Annotated in this window: 15 protein-coding genes; 13 read left to right on the top strand and 2 right to left on the bottom strand. The window is 68.0% G+C overall.

Annotation, left to right across the window (positions count from 1 at the left end):
• Window positions 1-255: 255 nt before the first annotated feature.
• The gene (locus FHP25_RS15500) at window positions 256-1479 is read left to right on the top strand and encodes an ISAzo13 family transposase (protein ID WP_147847853.1); all 1224 of its coding nucleotides are present in this window, start codon (window positions 256-258) and stop codon (window positions 1477-1479) included.
• A gap of 387 nt (window positions 1480-1866) precedes the next feature.
• On the opposite strand, the gene FHP25_RS15495 is transcribed toward FHP25_RS15500, so the two are convergent.
• The gene (locus FHP25_RS15495; protein ID WP_231712336.1) at window positions 1867-2319 is read right to left on the bottom strand and encodes a flavodoxin domain-containing protein; all 453 of its coding nucleotides are present in this window, start codon (window positions 2317-2319) and stop codon (window positions 1867-1869) included.
• A 170-nt stretch (window positions 2320-2489) separates the two neighbouring features.
• Between FHP25_RS15495 and FHP25_RS15490 the strand changes: the two genes are divergently transcribed.
• The 4 genes from FHP25_RS15490 to FHP25_RS15475 all read left to right on the top strand — a co-directional run bounded on the left by FHP25_RS15490 (window position 2490) and on the right by FHP25_RS15475 (window position 6530).
• Window positions 2490-3773: a cytochrome P450 gene (locus tag FHP25_RS15490; protein ID WP_147847851.1), complete on the top strand. Its 1284-nt coding sequence runs from the start codon at window positions 2490-2492 to the stop codon at window positions 3771-3773.
• Between the two features lie 205 nt (window positions 3774-3978).
• Window positions 3979-4776 carry a 2-(1,2-epoxy-1,2-dihydrophenyl)acetyl-CoA isomerase PaaG gene (gene paaG / locus FHP25_RS15485; protein ID WP_147847850.1) on the top strand — a complete coding sequence of 266 codons (798 nt, stop codon included), beginning with the start codon at window positions 3979-3981 and terminating at the stop codon, window positions 4774-4776.
• A gap of 7 nt (window positions 4777-4783) precedes the next feature.
• Window positions 4784-5569 (top strand): enoyl-CoA hydratase-related protein, encoded by a 786-nt coding sequence (locus FHP25_RS15480; RefSeq protein ID WP_147847849.1) that lies wholly within the window; start codon window positions 4784-4786, stop codon window positions 5567-5569.
• Window positions 5570-5579: 10 nt separating this feature from the next.
• Complete coding sequence (locus tag FHP25_RS15475; RefSeq protein ID WP_147847848.1) at window positions 5580-6530, top strand: SMP-30/gluconolactonase/LRE family protein; 951 nt, start codon at window positions 5580-5582, stop codon at window positions 6528-6530.
• A gap of 151 nt (window positions 6531-6681) precedes the next feature.
• Here FHP25_RS15475 and FHP25_RS15470 read toward each other — a convergent pair whose 3' ends face one another.
• On the bottom strand, window positions 6682-8094 hold the full coding sequence (locus FHP25_RS15470) for a malonyl-CoA decarboxylase domain-containing protein (RefSeq protein ID WP_147847847.1): 1413 nt from the start codon (window positions 8092-8094) through the stop codon (window positions 6682-6684).
• A 254-nt stretch (window positions 8095-8348) separates the two neighbouring features.
• Between FHP25_RS15470 and FHP25_RS15465 the strand changes: the two genes are divergently transcribed.
• The 8 genes from FHP25_RS15465 (at window position 8349) to pcaF (ending at window position 16730) form a co-directional block, all read left to right on the top strand.
• Window positions 8349-9428 (top strand): ABC transporter ATP-binding protein, encoded by a 1080-nt coding sequence (locus FHP25_RS15465; RefSeq protein WP_147847846.1) that lies wholly within the window; start codon window positions 8349-8351, stop codon window positions 9426-9428.
• Between the two features lie 15 nt (window positions 9429-9443).
• Entirely contained in the window at window positions 9444-10748 is a 1305-nt protein-coding gene (locus FHP25_RS15460) for an ABC transporter substrate-binding protein (protein ID WP_147847845.1), read from the top strand.
• A 27-nt stretch (window positions 10749-10775) separates the two neighbouring features.
• Complete coding sequence (locus FHP25_RS15455; RefSeq protein ID WP_147847844.1) at window positions 10776-11753, top strand: ABC transporter permease; 978 nt, start codon at window positions 10776-10778, stop codon at window positions 11751-11753.
• A gap of 2 nt (window positions 11754-11755) precedes the next feature.
• The gene (locus FHP25_RS15450; protein WP_147847843.1) at window positions 11756-12601 is read left to right on the top strand and encodes an ABC transporter permease; all 846 of its coding nucleotides are present in this window, start codon (window positions 11756-11758) and stop codon (window positions 12599-12601) included.
• A gap of 26 nt (window positions 12602-12627) precedes the next feature.
• On the top strand, window positions 12628-13728 hold the full coding sequence (gene atzD, locus FHP25_RS15445; protein ID WP_456243303.1) for a cyanuric acid amidohydrolase: 1101 nt from the start codon (window positions 12628-12630) through the stop codon (window positions 13726-13728).
• Between the two features lie 35 nt (window positions 13729-13763).
• A complete protein-coding gene (locus FHP25_RS15440; protein WP_147847841.1) occupies window positions 13764-14615 on the top strand; it encodes a GNAT family N-acetyltransferase in 852 nt (283 codons plus the stop codon).
• Window positions 14616-14635: 20 nt separating this feature from the next.
• The gene (locus tag FHP25_RS15435) at window positions 14636-15385 is read left to right on the top strand and encodes an aspartate/glutamate racemase family protein (RefSeq protein ID WP_147847840.1); all 750 of its coding nucleotides are present in this window, start codon (window positions 14636-14638) and stop codon (window positions 15383-15385) included.
• Window positions 15386-15527: 142 nt separating this feature from the next.
• Window positions 15528-16730: a 3-oxoadipyl-CoA thiolase gene (gene pcaF, locus FHP25_RS15430; RefSeq protein ID WP_147847839.1), complete on the top strand. Its 1203-nt coding sequence runs from the start codon at window positions 15528-15530 to the stop codon at window positions 16728-16730.
• The last annotated feature ends 121 nt before the right edge of the window (window positions 16731-16851 follow it).

Genomic DNA, 16851 nt, shown 5'->3' with positions numbered 1-16851 from the left:
CACCAAGCGGCCCGAGTGGCGGCGTGAACTCACCGCTCTTGGCGGCGGTCCTAAAATTGAGGCTACTACGCCACCTTCTCCGCCCACACAGAAGGCTCTGCCAAAGAAAGGCAATACAAAGGAGAGCAAGTCACAACCGAGGCTCGACACGGGCTCTCGTCCTTAGGCGTTGTCCGCCGATAGATGAATCGATCGTGATCGGCGGTTGGGGGGTGATGGATTCCGTTTGGCTGGCGGGGCCTGTAGCATGCCGGCGTGATCGATGAATCAGCCATCCGGCAGCGGTTTGAGACGCTGCGTCCTGTGCTCGACGAACGGGCACGGCGGCGCTTTGCGGCGGCGGAGGCGCGGGCGGCGGGGCGCGGCGGGATCGCAGCGGTGGCGCGTGCCACCGGCATCGCCCGCAGCACCATTGGCCGGGCCTTGCGCGAGGTGCGCAGCGGCGAGACGATTGATCCGACGCGGGTGCGTCGGCCGGGGGCTGGTGGCAAGCCGAAGAGCGCGACGGATCCGAGCCTGGTCGCTGACCTGCGGGCGCTGATCGAGCCCGACACGCGGGGCGATCCCCAGTCGCCGCTGCTGTGGACGTGCAAGAGCCTGAGCAAGCTGTCCGGCGCGTTGTGCGCCATGGGCCACCAGATCGGCCGCACGCTGGTGGGCGAGCTGCTGCACCAGCTGGGCTATCGGCTGCAGGCCAATCGCAAGGCCCGCGAGGGGGCGAGCCATCCTGATCGCGACGCCCAGTTCCACTACATCAACGAGCAGGTGAAGGCGGCGCTGGCCGCCGGCGAGCCGGCGATCTCGGTGGACACGAAGAAGAAGGAACTGGTCGGCGATTTCAAGAATGCCGGGCGCGAATGGCATCCCCAAGGCTCGCCGCCGCAGGTGCGCGTGCACGACTTCGTCATCCCGGAACTGGGGCGCGCGGTGCCCTACGGCGTCTACGACATCGCCGACAATACCGGCTGGGTGAGCGTCGGTATCGATCACGACACGGCGGCATTCGCGGCCAACGCCATTCGCAGCTGGTGGCTGCAGAGCGGCCGCCCGCGCTACCCTGGCGCCACGCGTCTGGTGATCACCGCCGACGGCGGCGGCAGCAACGGCTCACGGGTGCGGCTGTGGAAGCTGGAGCTCCAGAGGCTCGCCGACGAGCTGCGCATGCCCATCACCGTCTGCCACCTGCCGCCCGGCACCAGCAAGTGGAACAAGATCGAGCATCGCCTGTTCTCCTTCATCACCGCCAACTGGCGCGGCAAGCCGCTGGTCAGCCACAAAGTCATCGTCGAGCTGATCGCGGCCACCACGACCAAGGCGGGCTTGACGGTGCGCTGCCAACTCGATCCCAACACCTATCCGGCCGGCATCAAAATCTCGGACGCCGACCTGCAAGCGATCAATCTCAAACGCCATGACTTCCATGGCGACTGGAATTACACCGTCGAACCGACCTGTTTCGATGTAGTTATTCGTGGATGACGCCTTAGCCACTCCCACAGCGATGGCCGTCCCAAGTCAAACATCGCAATTCCCGCGACGATATTCATGCGTCCAAATCGCTGCAGATCAATCGTGACCATAGGTATCGGGTGATGGTCCTGGCGCGTTGACCAAGAGGGCCGAAGCGGACATTGCGCGAAGAAGGTCATCCCGCCCCCCTTGCGCCCAGCACTAACGTACTCACGATGCCTGCGACGGTGTACTATCCGGCTGTGCCAGCAGCAGCGCGACAGCGCTCGTCACCACGAGCACGGCGAGGGCTCGATGCACCGTCCCTGCGCCCAGGTTGCTCGCCCGACGCGGCATGGGCGAAAAGAACGGTGCGGCTGGAGCCACGCTGGCAGCATATCCTCGCTGCACGTTCAATCACACCAGCTTCACCCACTCCTTCACCCAGCCCACGGCCTCCTCGTCGGGCAGCGGCTGGATCGAGGCGTCGACCTCGAGGCGATCGCCGACCTTCCTGGCGCCCAGCTTTTCCAGCAGCGCGTCCATCTGCTTGCCGCCGCCGCAGAACGTGTCCTGGTAGGTCATGTCCCCCAGCGCGATCACCCCGTAGCGCCAGGGCGACAGGTCGGGCTTCTCGCGCGACAAGGTCTCGTGCAGGGGAAGGATGTTGCTGGGGATGTCGCCCGAGCCGTGGGTGGCGCAGATGACCAGCAACGTGTCGTGCCCGGCGAATTCGTCCGCGTGCGTCGCCTTGTCGGAGATCGTGACGCCGTGGCCGGCGTCCTCGAGAGGGTCGCGCACGGCGTCGGCCACCATCTGGGCGTTGCCGGATTCAGTACCGATCAGGACGAGGATATTGGCCATGGTCATAGCAATGATCGCTGGTTGGTTGGAGCTGCACGCCTAATTCGGTATTGCAATACCGAATTAGGCGGCGGATGGCAAGAGGCCATTGATTGTCGGCGCCGGACCGGGCCCAATCATGGATACACCGATTCGCGTCTATGCAAATTGCGCCTACGCAAGAAGAGGAGCGGACCATGCCTGCGGACGCAGCCGCCGACCAAGCCGGGATCGATCGGGCGATCGTCGATCCTCGGACCTACGCGGACCAGGCTGCCTGCGATGCGCTGTTCGCACGGCTGCGCCGTGAGCGGCCGGCGCATTGGACGGCGCCGGACAGCGTGCGGCCGTTCTGGACCATCTCGCGGCACGCCGACATCAAGGACATCGAGCGCCAGAACGACCGCTTCATCAACGATCCACGCCTGGTGCTGACCAGCATCGCCGACGAGGAGCGGGTGAAGCGGATCACCGGCGGCAACCACCTGCTGCTGCGCACGTTGGTGAACATGGATGACCCCGACCATCGCGTCTATCGCAACCTGACGCAGCCCTGGTTCATGCCGCCCAACCTCAAGAAGCTCGAGGCCGGGCTGGCGGCGCTGGCGCGCGAGTTCGTCGATCGGCTGGAGGACATGGACGGCGAATGCGACTTCGTGCGCGATGTCGCCGTCTGGTATCCGCTGCGGGTGATCATGATGATCCTGGGCGTGCCGCGCGAGGACGAAGCGCTGATGCTGAAGCTGACGCAGGAGATCTTCGGCGCGCGCGACCCCGACATGCGCCGCGGCGGCGATACCGACGAGAAGGCCCATGTCAGCGCCACGGTGAAGGAATTCTTCAGCTATTTCGGCGCCCTCATCGCCGACCGCCGCAAGAACCCGAAGGACGATGTGGCCAGCGTCATCGCCAACGCCCAGATCGGCGGCAAGCCGATCAGCGAGTTCGAGGCGCTGTCCTACTATGTGATCATCGCCACCGCCGGCCACGATACGACCAGCTCGACCACCGCGGGTGGCCTGCTGGCGCTGATGCAGAACCCGGCCGAGCTGGCGAAGCTGCGGGCGCGGCCCGACCTGCTGCGGCTGGCGATCGACGAGATGGTGCGCTGGGTGACGCCAGTGAAGCACTTCTTCCGCACCGCCACGGTCGACCACGACCTGCACGGGCACACGATCCGGGCCGGCGATTCGCTGATGATGTGCTACGCCTCGGCCAACCGCGACGAAGCGGTGTTCGCGGAGCCTTATGCCTTCAAGGTCGATCGCGCGCCCAATCCGCATATCGCGTTCGGCTATGGCGTGCATCTCTGCCTGGGCCAGCACCTGGCCAAGATGGAGATCCGCACCCTCTACGAGGAGCTGCTGTCACGGCTCGAGCATGTCGAGCTGGCGGGCGACCCGGCCTGGGTCGAGGCAACGTTCGTGAGCGGCCTCAAGCGGCTGCCGATCCGCTACCGCATGAAACGCAAGGCGGCGTAGGACGCGCAAGCTTCATGGTGAGCCTGTCGAACCATGAAGCCTCGCACGACCGTGGCGTGGGACCGCTTCATGGTTCGACAGGCTCACCCTGAAGCCAAAGGCCTCCGCTCTTTCGCAGAACAGAAACCCGAATGCGCAGCGCCGTGAACGATCGTTTACGGCGCTTGTCCGGCCATGCCACAGTCCGCGGCCAGGAGACCTTGCCATGACAGAACAGCCCGTACTTGCCGACATCGCCGACGGTGTGATGACCATCACGCTGAACCGGCCCGAGCGGCTCAATGCCATGAGCCACGCGCTGATCGCGGCGATGAACGACACCCTCGATCGCGCCCGCGATTCGGCCGACGTCCGCGCCGTGCTGATCACCGGCACCGGCCGCGGCTTCTGCGCCGGCGCCGACCTGAGCGGCCGCGGCCCGGGCGATGCCGGCAGCGACGGCAGGCCCGACGTCGGCACAGCGATGGACCGCCTGTTCAATCCGATGATGCGGCGCATCCGGGCGCTGCCCAAGCCGGTGATCGCGGCTGTCAACGGCGTCGCCGCCGGCGGCGGCGCCAACCTGGCGCTGGCCGCCGACATCGTGATCGCCGCGCGCTCGGCCCGCTTCGACCAGGCCTTCGTGCGCATCTCGCTGATCCCCGATCTGGGCGGCACCTGGTTCCTGCCGCACACGGTGGGCGACGCCCGTGCCCGGGCGCTGGCGATGCTGGGCACGTCGGTGCCGGCCGAGAAGGCCGAGCAGATGGGCATGATCTGGCAGGTGGTCGACGACGCCGCGCTAATGGACGAAGCCCGGGCGCTGGCCAAGCGCATGGCCGCCGGGCCGACGCTCTCCTACGCCGCGATCAAGCGGGCCTTGAACGAAGCCGGCACCAATTCGCTCGACCAGCAGCTCGACCTCGAGCGCGACCTGCAGCGCGAGCTGGGCCGCAGCGAGGACTTCAAGGAAGGCGTCGGCGCCTTCCTCGCCAAGCGCCCGGCGCAATTCAAGGGACGGTGAGCACGCCATGACCTACACCACCATCCGCTGCGATCACGACGACGGATTGGCCACCATCACGCTGAACCAGCCCGAGAAGCTTAACGCCGTGTCACGGCGCATGATCAGCGAGCTGAAGGAGTGCTGGGAGGCCCTGGCGACCGACACCCGCGTGCGCGCCGTGCTACTGACCGGCGCCGGCCGCGGCTTCTGCGCCGGCGCCGACCTCTCCGATCCCGACCGGGCGCAGGGCGCCACGGCCGATTCGGGCGCGGCGCTGGAGCATTTCTTCAACCCGGTGATCCGCACCATGCGGGCCCTGCCCAAGCCGATCGTGGCGGCCGTCAATGGCGTCGCGGCCGGCGTCGGCATGAGCTTCGTGACCGCGAGCGACATCGCCATCGCGGGCAGATCGGCCAGCTTCCTGCAGGCCTTCGCGCGCATCGGCCTGCTGCCCGACGGCGGCAGCACCTGGTTCCTGCCGCGCCTGGTGGGCGACGCAAGGGCGCGGGCGATGGCGATGCTGGCGCAGCAGATTCCGGCCGACAAGGCGCTGGCCTGGGGCCTGATCTGGGACGTCGTCGACGACGCCGCGCTGATGGAGACGGCGACCGCCCTGGCCCGCCGCCTGGCCAACGGCCCGCTGGCGCTCGCCAGCATCAAGAAGGCGCTGAACGTGGCCCACGGCAACGACCTCTCGGCGCAGCTCGACGTCGAGCGCGACCTGCAGCGCGAGCTGGGCCGCAGCGAGGATTTCAAGGAAGGCGTCGCCGCCTTCCTGGCCAAGCGCCCGGCACAGTTCAAGGGACGGTAAGGAGCCGACGATGCAGACGACGACGATCGAACCGAAGGTCCGCGAGATCACCACCGGCCTGAGGTTCCCCGAGGGACCGGTGGCGATGCCGGACGGCACCATCATCCTGGTCGAGATCGCGCGCCAGACGCTGACCCGGGTGATGCCCGACGGCAAGCAGCACGTGATCGCCAAGCTGGGCGGCGGCCCCAACGGCGCGGCGATGGGCCCCGACGGCAAGATCTACGTGACCAACAACGGCGGCTTCAACTGGATCGAGCGCCCCGACGGCCGCATCTTCCCGGGCACCCAGCCGGACGACTATCGCGGCGGCAGCATCCAGGTCGTGGATCCCGAGACCGGCAAGTTCGAGACGCTGTACGAATCCTGCGACGGCAGGCGGCTGAACGGCCCCAACGACCTGGTGTTCGACGATGCCGGCGGCTTCTGGTTCACCGATCTGGGCAAGACGCGCGAGCGCGACAACGATCGCGGCGCGGTCTATTACGCCAAGGCCGACGGCTCGAAGATCGAGGAGAAGATCTTCCCGCTCGAGCGGCCCAATGGCTGCGGCCTGTCGCCCGACGAGAAGACGCTCTACGTGGTCGAGACGCCGACGGCGCGCTGCTGGTCGTTCGAGCTGCAGGCCCCGGGCGAGATCAAGTCGGCCAACGGCCCCTACCGCGGCGAGAAGGGCCGCGTGGTGGCGGGCCTGGGCGGCTACCAGATGTTCGACTCGCTGGCGGTGGATTCGGCAGGGCATGTCTGTGTCGCCACGCTGATCACCGGCGCCGTGTCCGACATCTGGCCCGACGGCAGCCGCGTCGACCAGTACAAGCTGCCCGACCCGATGGTCACCAACGTGTGCTTCGGTGGCGACGGGCTGCGCACGGCCTACGCCACGCTGTCGATGACCGGCAAGCTGGTGAGCTTCGAGTGGCCGCGGCCGGGTCACAAGCTGAAGCATTTGAATCGGAAGTAGTCTTACCTCTCCCGCATGCGGGAGAGGTCGACGAGCGTGTCAGCGCTCGTCGGGTGAGGGGCTAAGGACAAGGCACCTCGTTTGTAGTCCCTCACCTTCCCATTGCGCTTCGCGCAATGGGCCCCTTCCTCTCCCGCTCGCGGGAGAGGAGTTACGTCTTTGCGAGGCGCTTGACGTCGTTGGACGCCACGATCTTGCCGTCGGCGTAGGCCTCGTGGTTGGCGTCGACGTCCTCGAGCTTGTAGCGGTAGTTCACCATCAATCCGCAGGCCTGCTTCAGGCCGTTGGGCGACGGGTCCCCCAGCCAGTTCAGCCGCTCGATGCGTGCCCCGTTGCCGAGATGGAAGTGGGCCACACGGTCGAGCGCCTTGCCCGCGCGGGTCTCGCGCACGAGGTAGCACGCGCATAGCCGCATCAGGATCGGCTTCAGCACCTGCTCGTGGGCGCGCACGGTCGGCCATGCGCTGTCAGCCAGCAGCAGCTTGACCGCAGCGGCGCCGTGCGCCGCATCGGTGACCGCCGCCAGGGCCTCGCACTCGGTGGGCAGCAGCGCCGCATCGCCCTGGGCCTCCAGGATCGAGTCCAGCCAGGTGCCGAAGCCTGGGATCGGCGACAGCGTCGCGAAGATGCCGAGCTTGGGCAGCTCGCGCTTGAGGTCCTCGGCGACGCGCTTGATCAGGTAGTTGCCGAAGCTGACGCGGGCCAGGCCTGGCTGGCAATTCGAGATCGAATAGAAGATCGCCGTATTGGCCGCGCGCGGATCGCGTGTCGGCGCCGACTCGTCGAGCAGGCGCTGCACGTTGTCGGCCATGCCATCGACCAGCGCCACCTCGACGAAGATCAGGGGCTCGTCGGGCATGCGCGGATGGAAGTAGGCGAAGCAGCGCCGGTCGGAATCGAGGCGGTTCTTCAGGTCGCTCCATGAGCCGATGGCATGCACCGCCTCGTAGGCGATCAACTTTTCGAGAAGCGCCGCCGGCGCCCCCCAGTCGATATGGCGCAGGTCGAGGAAGCCGACATCGAACCAAGTGCTGAGCAGCCGACGCAGGTCCTCGGCCAAGCGCGCGATCGCCGGGTCCTTGCGGCCCATGCGCAGCAGCTCGGCGCGCAGGTCGACGACGAACTTCACGCCCTCCGGCAAGGAGTTGAACCGGGCCAGGAGCTGCGCCGCCGGCGATTCCAGGGCGCGGCGCAACGCCGCTTCGGCCGCAGCCTTGCCGCGGTCATCGGCAGCCTCCTGCCAGCGCGTGATGGCGGCCGTGATGGCATCGGCATCCGGGCCGTGGTCGCGCGCCAGGATGGTCAGGAACTTGCGCCGGCCATCGGCCGACAGCCCGAGATAGGTGCGGCCGAGTTCGGCGGCCCGCACCCGGGCGGCCGTCTCGCCCCCGGGGCCGGACAGGCAGACGTCGATTTGGCGGCGCAGCCGCGGCAGCTCATCGTCGGGAAGGTCAGGGCGCAGCGGTGCGCCCACCACCTCGCGGGCGCCCGTGGTGGCGTCACGGAAGGCGCGCGCGACGCGGTCGAGGGCACGGTCGACAAAACCGGAAAGCGGAGAGGTCATCGTTGCCGTCAGAAAGGAGCCGCGATCTTGGAAGTGTAGCACCTGTTCATGACACGCTGCGGAAAGATCATTGGTACTCCCATACTCGTCATCCGCCCAAAGTTTGAGCGAATCGCCGAGCCTTGGGGCAGATGACCCTGTGTCGCGCCCTGCATCCGTGCAGGCACCGGCCAGACGCGGCTGCATGCCCTGTCCGTCGACAGCCGCGTCCGGCTGGCACCCCGTTTGCAGAGCAGCGCGCGAATGGGGAGCCCATGGCCAATCCGGCGAAGCTTGAACTGATCGCGCTCACCAAGCGCTACGGACCCGTGGTTGCGGTCGACTCGATCAACCTCGTGGTGCCGCCCGGCGCCTATTGCTGCCTGCTGGGACCCAGCGGCTGCGGCAAGACCAGCACCTTGCGCATGATCGCCGGCCATGAGGATGCCAGCGACGGCGACATCCTGCTCGGCAAGGACAACATCACCGACCTGCCGCCGGCGCGCCGCGGCACGGCGATGATGTTCCAGAGCTACGCGCTCTTCCCGCATCTCGACTGCGTCGACAATGTCGCCTTCAGCCTGCGGATGAAAGGCGTCGCCAAGGCCGAGCGCCGAGCACGCGCCATGGAGCTGCTGCGCCTGGTGCAGATGGAGACCTACGCGGCGCGCCTGCCGACGCAGCTCTCGGGCGGCCAGCAGCAGCGCGTGGCGCTGGCCCGCGCCCTCATCACCGACCCCGGCGTGCTGCTTCTCGACGAGCCGTTGTCGGCGCTCGACCCATTCCTGCGCGTGCGCATGCGCGAGGAGCTGAAGCGTTGGCAGACCAAGCTCGGGATCACCTTCGTGCATGTCACGCACAGCCAGGAGGAGGCGATGGCCCTCGCCGATCTCGTGGTCGTGATGACCCATGGCCGCATCGAGCAGGCGGCGCCGCCGCGCGAAATCTTCAATCATCCCGGCAGCGCGTTCGTGGCCCGCTTCATCGGCGGCCACAACGTGCTGGCGGCCAAGATCGACGCCGCGGCCGGCGCTCCGGTGGCGGTCCTCGAAGGCGGCGCACGCCTGGCGCTGCCACGCGATGCTGCAATGCGCGGGGCCGATGTGCACCTCGCGATCCGGGCCGACCGGGCCAACCTCGCTTCCGGCGCCGCGCCGCCGGACATGTCGCTGCGCGGCGCCGTGCGCGCCATCGAATATCTCGGCGCCCAGGTCGAGGTCGCGCTGGCGGTGCCGGGCACCGACGGTTTCGTGGTGGCGCTGCCGGAGCAGCGCTTCTTCGCCGACCCCGTGAGCATCGGCCAGGCCGCCACCGTGTCCTGGGCGCTCGAGGACATCCACGTCATCGCCAGCTAACGAAGGGAGACCCACATGAAGAACGGCATCAGCGCCGGGCCGGCATCGAGGCGGCTGGGACGCCGCGCCGCGCTCAAGGGATCGGCGGCGCTGGCCGGCGCGGCCTTGGGCAGCGGCGCGATGGGCGGCTTCCCCACCATCTGGGCGCAGAACATCAAGAACGTCACCCTGCGCCAATTCGGCACCGGCGTGTCGAGCCTCAACCCGATCGCCGAGAAGGTGAAGCAGGATCTCGGCTTCACCCTGCAGATGACGGCGCTCGATTCAGATGCCGTCACGCAGCGCGCCGTCACGCAGCCCAAATCCTACGACATCGCCGATATCGAATACTGGATCTGCCGCAAGGTCTTCCCGGCCGGCGTCATGCAGGCGATGGACACCAAGAAGATCAAGCTGGTCGACAAGATCGTGCCGATCTTCCTCAACGGCAAGCTGACGCCTGCTTCGACCATCGCCCAGGGCACGGCGCCGCACACCGTCGGTTTCGTCGAGGGCAAGGACTCCGTGAAGTTCGCCATGGCGCGGACCGAATGGATGACGATGATTCCCACGATCTACAACGCCGACACGCTCGGCATCCGTCCGGATCTGGTCGGCCGTCCGATCACGAACTGGAAGGACATCATGGACCCCAAGTTCAAGGGCAAGACGTCCATCCTGAACATCCCGTCGATCGGCATCATGGACGCGGCGATGATCTGTGAGTCGATGGGCGTCATCAAGTACGGCGACAAGGGCAACATGACCAAGGCCGAGATCGACAAGACGATCTCGGTGCTGACCGAGGCCAAGAAGGCCGGACAGTTCCGCGCCTTCTGGAAGACCTTCGACGAATCGGTGAACCTGATGACGTCGGGCGAGGTGATCATCCAATCGATGTGGTCGCCGGCAGTGACGGCCGTGCGCTCCAAGGGCGTGCCGTGCGTCTACCAGCCGCTGGCCGAAGGCTACCGCGCCTGGGGCGGCGGGCTAGGCATCGCCAAGCATCTGACCGGCCTGCAGCTCGACGCCGCCTACGAGTACATCAACTGGTACCTCTCCGGCTGGGTCGGCGCCTTCCTCAACCGCCAGGGCTACTATTCCGCCGTGCTTGAAACCGCCAAGGCGCACATGAGCGAGGACGAGTGGGGCTATTGGATGGAAGGCAAGCCGGCGAAAGGCGACATCAAGAACCCCGAGGGCAAGGTGATGGAGAAGGCCGGCGCCGTGCGCGATGGCGGCTCCTTCGCCGACCGCATGGGCAAGGTGTCGTGCTGGAACGCCGTGATGGATGAGGATCGCTACATGGTCCAGAAGTGGAACCAGTTCATCGCGGCATGAGTGGCGGCGCGCGGAGAGGATGACGGCATGCTGCATCCTCTCATCGCGCCGGATCCTGCCTATGTCCTTCTACCGAAACAGGGCAACAGCGTGAGCGTCGGGTCCGTGGCTCAAGAGGCGCCCGCGGCGGCACCCCGCGTGGCGGCGCGGCGCGCCGGCGTCGCCGCATGGGCGCCATACCTGCAGGTGACGCCGCTGACGGCGCTCTTCCTGCTGTTCCTGGCCGTGCCGATCGTCACGATCGTGGTCGTGAGCTTCTGGGATTACGACACGGTGCGCGTGATCCCCGACATGCTGCTCACCAACTATCGCGAGCTGCTCGAATCGCCGGTGACATGGCGCACCTACGGCAACACGCTGCGCTACGCCACCATGGTCTGGGCGCTCACCCTGGCGATCGGCTTCGCGGTGGCCTATTTCCTGGCCTTCCACGTGCAGAGCGTGACCTGGCAGATGGCGCTGTTCCTGCTGTGCACGATCCCGTTCTGGACCTCCAACATCATCCGCATGATCTCGTGGATTCCGTTCCTGGGCCGCAACGGCCTGCTGAACACGACGCTGATTGATCTCGGCGTCATCCGCGAGCCGCTCGAGTTCCTCCTGTTCTCCGATTTCGCGGTCGTGCTCGCCTACGTGCACCTCTATGCGCTGTTCATGGTGGTGCCGATCTTCAACTCGATGATGCGCATCGACCGCTCGCTGATCGAGGCCGCGCGCGACGCCGGCGCGAGCGGCAGTCAGATCGTGCGCCATGTCGTGCTGCCGCTGTGCAAGCCCGGGATCGCCATCGGCTCGATCTTCGTCGTCACCCTGGTGATGGGTGACTTCGTGACCGTGCGCCTGATGAGCGGCGGCCAGAGCGCCTCGGTCGGCCTGATGATGGCCAACGCCATGTCGCTGCTGCAGTACCCCGCGGCGGCGGCCAACGCCGTGGTGCTGCTGCTGGTCGTGCTGGCGATGGTGGCCGGCATGCTGCGCATCGTCGACATCCGCCGCGAGCTCTGACCATGCACACCGCGACCCGACGCTCCAGGAGCTTCTACCCGCTGGCGGTATTCTTCGGCCTGTTCGTGGTGTTCCTCTACGGGCCGATGTCGACCATCATCATCCTGTCGTTCCAGGGTCCCGACGGCGGGCTGACATTCCCGATGAACGGCATGTCGCTGCACTGGTTCCGCAACCTGTTCGAGACCCAGGCGGTGGGCGACTTCGGCGGCGCATTCCAGCGCTCGCTGGCGCTGGGCCTGATCGTGATGGTCGTGACCGTGGCCGTGTCGTTCATGGCCGGGCTGGCGTTCCGGCACAGGTTCCGCGGCGCGTCGGTGGTGTTCTACCTGGCCGTCGCCAGCCTGATCGTGCCCTCGATCCTGATCTCGCTGGGGATCGGGCTGATGTTCAACATCCTGGGCTGGCAGCCGGCCTGGTATTCCTCCGGTCTCGGCGCGCATCTTTCCTGGACGCTGCCGTTTGGGCTGCTGATCATGTTCGCGGTGTTCAACCGCTTCGATCGCGCCTACGAGGAAGCGGCCCGCGATCTCGGCGCCACGCCCTGGCAGACCATCCGCCACGTGGTGCTGCCGATCCTGGCGCCCAGCCTGGTGGGGGTCGGGTTGTTCGGTTTCACCCTCTCCTACGACGAGTTCGCGCGCAGCCTGATGACGGCCGGCTCGTTCAACACGCTGCCGCTCGAGATCTACGGCATGACCACCAATGTCACCACACCCGTCCTCTACGCCCTGGGCACGGTGACCACGGTCTTCTCCTTCGCCGTGATCGCCATGGCCATCATCGCCGTGCAGGTGATCCGCCACCGTCGAGCCCGCCGCGGCTCGGATGCCGGCCGGGCCGTCTAGAGATGGCCCTGCAACAGCAAGCACAGGTGCTGCGGCTCCCGACCGCAGGCCCAAACGACACCACGGCGCTGGCGCAAGCGCTCGACAGGGGCCTGCTCCGCGCCGACGAGATCGTCGGCATCGTGGGCAAGACGGAGGGCAATGGCTGCGTCAACGATTTCACCCGCGGCTATGCGACTCTGGCGCTGAAGGTGCTGCTGGCCGAGCGGCTGGCATGCACGATGGCCGCGGTCGAGCAGCGCATCGCGCTGGTGATGTCGGGCGGCACGGAGGGCGGCCTGTCACCCCACCTGACCGTGTTCTGCCGTCGGAAAGCCGAGGAGCGCTTGCCCGATGCCGGCAAGCGCCTGGCGATCGGCATCGGCTTCACCCGGCGCTTCCGGCCGGAGGAGATCGGCCGGGCGGCGCAGATCCGGGAAACCGCCGCCGCGGTCCGTGCCGCCATGGCGGAGGCCGGCATCGATGATGCCGCCGACGCGCATTTCGTGCAGATCAAGTGCCCGCTGCTGACGCAGGAGCGGATCGGCGAGGCCCGGGCACGCGGCGCGGACACCGCGACGCAGGACACGTATGAATCAATGGCCCTGTCGCGCGGCGCCTCGGCTCTCGGCGTCGCGGTGGCGTTGGGCGAGATCTGCGCGGCGCAGGTGGCCGACGCCGCTGTCGGTTCCGACTGGTCGTTGTTTTCCGGCGTTGCCAGCACCTCCGCCGGCGTCGAGCTGCAGCGCAACGAGATCATCGTGCTGGGCAATGCGACGGGCTGGACCGGCGACCTGCGCATCGAGCACGACGTCATGGCCGATGCCATCGACCTGGAAGCCGCGCGGCGCGCGCTTAGCCGGCTCGGCCTCGCCGCCGCGGGTCAGGTGCCGACAGAGGCACGCGAGCGCATCGTCGCCGTGCTCGCCAAGGCCGAAGCCGCGCCGGCCGGCATGATCCGCGGGCGCCGCCATATCATGCTCGACGACAGCGACATCCACAGCACGCGCCACGCGCGGGCGCTGGTTGGCGGTGTTCTTGCCGGCTTGATCGGCGATACCATGCTCTACGTCTCCGGCGGTGCCGAGCACCAGGGCCCTGCCGGCGGCGGGCCGGTCGCGATCATCGCGCGGGTCGGCTCTCCCTAGCCTTCCCGGCACGCCTGCTTCGCAGAGGTGATCCAATGACCGACCGCTTCGTCGTTCGCAGCATGAGCCGGGCAGAGCTGGATCTCGCCATCGACTGGGCGGCGGCCGAGGGCTGGAATCCCGGGCTTGCCGATGCGCCGGCGTTCCATGCTGCCGACCCGGGTGGGTTCCTGGTCGGCCTGCGCGATGGCGTGCCGGGCGCCTGCATCTCGGTCGTGCGCTACGGCACCGATTTCGGCTTCCTGGGCTTCTACATCGCGCACCCCTCGGCACGCGGACAGGGATGCGGCATCAGGGTCTGGGACGCCGGCATGGCGCGGCTGTCCGGCCGCCTTGTCGGCCTCGACGGCGTGCCGGCGCAGCAGGACAACTACCGCAAGTCCGGCTTCACCCTCGCCTGGCGCAACATCCGCTTCGAGGGGACGCCGCCCGGACGCGCCGCGCCGCCGGCCGGCATCGTCCTCGCCGATGCCGCATCGCTGCCGTTCGAGCCGCTCGCGGCCTTCGACCGGCAGTTCTTCCCGGCGCCGCGCGATGCCTTCCTGTCGCTGTGGCTGGCATTGCCGGGCCACCGCGCCCGCGTCGCGCTGCGCGACGGCACCCTTGCCGGACTGGCGGTGGCCCGCCCCTGCCGCCGCGGCACCAAGATCGGGCCGCTCTACGCCGCCGACACGGGCATCGCAGCCGCCCTGCTTGGCGATCTGAGCGCGGCGCTCAGTGAGGGCCCGATCGTATTGGATGTGCCGGAAAGCAATCCGGCCGCTGTCCGGATGGCTGAATCGTTCGGCTTCAAAGCAGCGTTCGAGACCGCCCGAATGTATACCGCCGCCGTGCCCGTGATCGACTTGCGCAACCTGTTCGGCGTCACCACGTTCGAGCTTGGCTGACAGTGCCGCGGAGGCTGCCGATGCGCCTGTTGCTGATCAACCCCAACACCACCGCCGCCATCACCGACAAGGTGGTGGCCATGGCCCACACGGTGGCGGCGCCGTCCACCGAGCTGGTGGCCGTCACCGGCCGCTTCGGCGCCGCCTACGTCGCCAGCCGTGCCGCCTACGCCATCGCCGCGCACGCCGCGCTCGACGCCTGGGCGGAGACGCCCGGCCCGTTCGATGCCGTGGTGCTGGCCTGCTTCGGCGACCCCGGGCTGGATGCCTTGCGTGAGCTGTCGCCGGTGCCCGTGGTCGGCATGGCCGAGGCGTCGATCCAGTCGGCATGCCAGCTTGGAGGGCGGTTCGGGATCGTCACCGGCGGCGAACGCTGGGCACCCATGCTGCGCGAATTCGTGGCCGTGCGCGGCCTCTCGACGCGCCTGGCCTGCATCCATACCGTGGCGCCGACCGGCGCCGACATCGCGCGCGATCCCGACGGCTCGCTCTCGGTGCTGGCCACCGCCTGCGCCCATGCCGTCGATGGCGGCGCCGACGCGGTGATCCTGGGTGGCGCCGGGCTGGCTGGTCTGGCCACGCGTTTGTCGCAGCGCGTGCCGGTGCCCTTGATCGACGGCGTCGCTGCCGCCGTCGGGCAGGCGGAAGCGCTGGCGCGGCTGGGCGCGAGCAAAAGCCGTATCGGCAGCTTCGCCATGCCGCCGCCCGTCGACAGCGTCGGCCTCTGCGCCGGCCTGGCCGCTCAGCTGGCCGGCCGGTCGCCGGCCTAGCCCGCCGGACCGGCGCCATCGCATGCCGCCGTTGCGATGTCGGCATTGCTTGGGCTTCGACACCGGCGCGCGGCAGTGTTAACCAGCGACTTCCGGCTGCGCGAACCGGCCGCCCGGCTCGTCGGCGAATGGAGTTCGATATATGACCGACGCTTTCATCTGCGACACCGTGCGCACCCCGATCGGCCGCTACAACGGCGCGCTCGCCAGTGTCCGCACCGACGACCTGGCGGCGCTGCCTCTCAAGGCCCTGATGGCCCGCAACCCCGGCATCGACTGGGGTGCGGTCGACGATGTGGTCTATGGCTGCGTCAATCAGGCCGGCGAGGACAACCGCAACGTGGCGCGCATGGCCGGCCTGCTGGCTGGCCTGCCGGTCGAGGTCGCCGGCGCGACGGTCAACCGCCTGTGCGGCTCCGGCATCGAGGCGGCGGCAATGGCGGCACGCGCCGTGCGCACCGGTGAGGCGCAGATCATGATCGCCGGCGGCGTCGAGGGCATGACGCGCTCGCCCTATGTGATGGGCAAGCCGAACCAGGGCTTCGACCGCAACATGAAGCTTGAGGACACGGTGCTGGGCTGGCGCTTCATCAATCCAGCGATGAAGGCGCGCTACGGCGTCGATCCCATGGGCCAGACAGCCGAGAACGTGGCCCAGGAGCATCAGATCAGCCGGGTCGACCAGGACGCCTTCGCCTATCGCAGCCAGCAGCGCTGCAAGAAGGCCACCGAGCGCGGCTTCTTCAAGAAGGAACTGATCCCGGTCACGGTCAAGAACGGCAAGACCGAGAAGATGGTCGATGCCGACGAGCATCCGCGGTTCGACACCACCATGGAAGGCCTGTCGAAGCTGCCGCCGGCGTTTCGCGAGGAAGGCTCGGTCACGGCCGGCAACTCCTCGGGCATCAATGACGGCGCCTGCGCCATGATCGTGGCCTCCGAGAAGGCGGCCAAGGGCCAGGGCCTGACGCCGCGGGCGCGTATTCTCGCCGCCGCCGCGGCCGGCGTGCCGCCGCGGGTGATGGGCATCGGCCCGGTGCCGGCGTCGCGCAAGGCGCTGGAGATCGCCGGCCTGAAGATTTCCGACATGGACGTGGTCGAGCTCAACGAGGCGTTCGCGGCCCAGGGCCTGGCGGTGATGCGCCAGCTCGGGCTCCCGGACTGCGCCGACCATGTCAACCCCAACGGCGGCGCGATCGCGCTGGGCCATCCGCTGGGCGCCAGCGGCGGCCGGCTGATCATGACCGCGATCAACCAGCTGGAGGCGATCGGTGGCCGTTATGCGCTGTGCACCATGTGCATCGGCGTCGGCCAGGGCATCGCCATGGTGATCGAGCGAGTTTGAACAGCGTAGCGTAGCGTACCCCTCTCTCAGCACTGGGGCGCCGCAAGGCGCCCCTTTCTTTTGGCGCGGCGTCCACGTCCGGCATTTGCCGCTCGCCCTGCACGCGTGTTCAAATGGTGCC

Origin of the sequence: Vineibacter terrae, from assembly GCF_008039615.1 — a bacterium.
In the GTDB taxonomy this organism is placed as follows: domain Bacteria; phylum Pseudomonadota; class Alphaproteobacteria; order Reyranellales; family Reyranellaceae; genus Vineibacter; species Vineibacter terrae.
This window is presented reverse-complemented; position numbering and strand designations above follow the sequence as displayed.

Coding starts and splice junctions, on each gene's coding strand:
- FHP25_RS15440 (WP_147847841.1), top strand. CDS start 13,764: ATGACCGACCGCTTCGTCGTTCGCAGCATGAGCCGGGCAGAGCTGGAT.
- FHP25_RS15450 (WP_147847843.1), top strand. CDS start 11,756: ATGCACACCGCGACCCGACGCTCCAGGAGCTTCTACCCGCTGGCGGTA.
- FHP25_RS15490 (WP_147847851.1), top strand. CDS start 2,490: ATGCCTGCGGACGCAGCCGCCGACCAAGCCGGGATCGATCGGGCGATC.
- FHP25_RS15495 (WP_231712336.1), bottom strand. CDS start 2,319: ATGACCATGGCCAATATCCTCGTCCTGATCGGTACTGAATCCGGCAAC.
- FHP25_RS15480 (WP_147847849.1), top strand. CDS start 4,784: ATGACCTACACCACCATCCGCTGCGATCACGACGACGGATTGGCCACC.
- FHP25_RS15435 (WP_147847840.1), top strand. CDS start 14,636: ATGCGCCTGTTGCTGATCAACCCCAACACCACCGCCGCCATCACCGAC.
- pcaF (WP_147847839.1), top strand. CDS start 15,528: ATGACCGACGCTTTCATCTGCGACACCGTGCGCACCCCGATCGGCCGC.
- FHP25_RS15475 (WP_147847848.1), top strand. CDS start 5,580: ATGCAGACGACGACGATCGAACCGAAGGTCCGCGAGATCACCACCGGC.
- FHP25_RS15470 (WP_147847847.1), bottom strand. CDS start 8,094: ATGACCTCTCCGCTTTCCGGTTTTGTCGACCGTGCCCTCGACCGCGTC.
- FHP25_RS15465 (WP_147847846.1), top strand. CDS start 8,349: ATGGCCAATCCGGCGAAGCTTGAACTGATCGCGCTCACCAAGCGCTAC.
- paaG (WP_147847850.1), top strand. CDS start 3,979: ATGACAGAACAGCCCGTACTTGCCGACATCGCCGACGGTGTGATGACC.
- FHP25_RS15455 (WP_147847844.1), top strand. CDS start 10,776: ATGCTGCATCCTCTCATCGCGCCGGATCCTGCCTATGTCCTTCTACCG.
- FHP25_RS15460 (WP_147847845.1), top strand. CDS start 9,444: ATGAAGAACGGCATCAGCGCCGGGCCGGCATCGAGGCGGCTGGGACGC.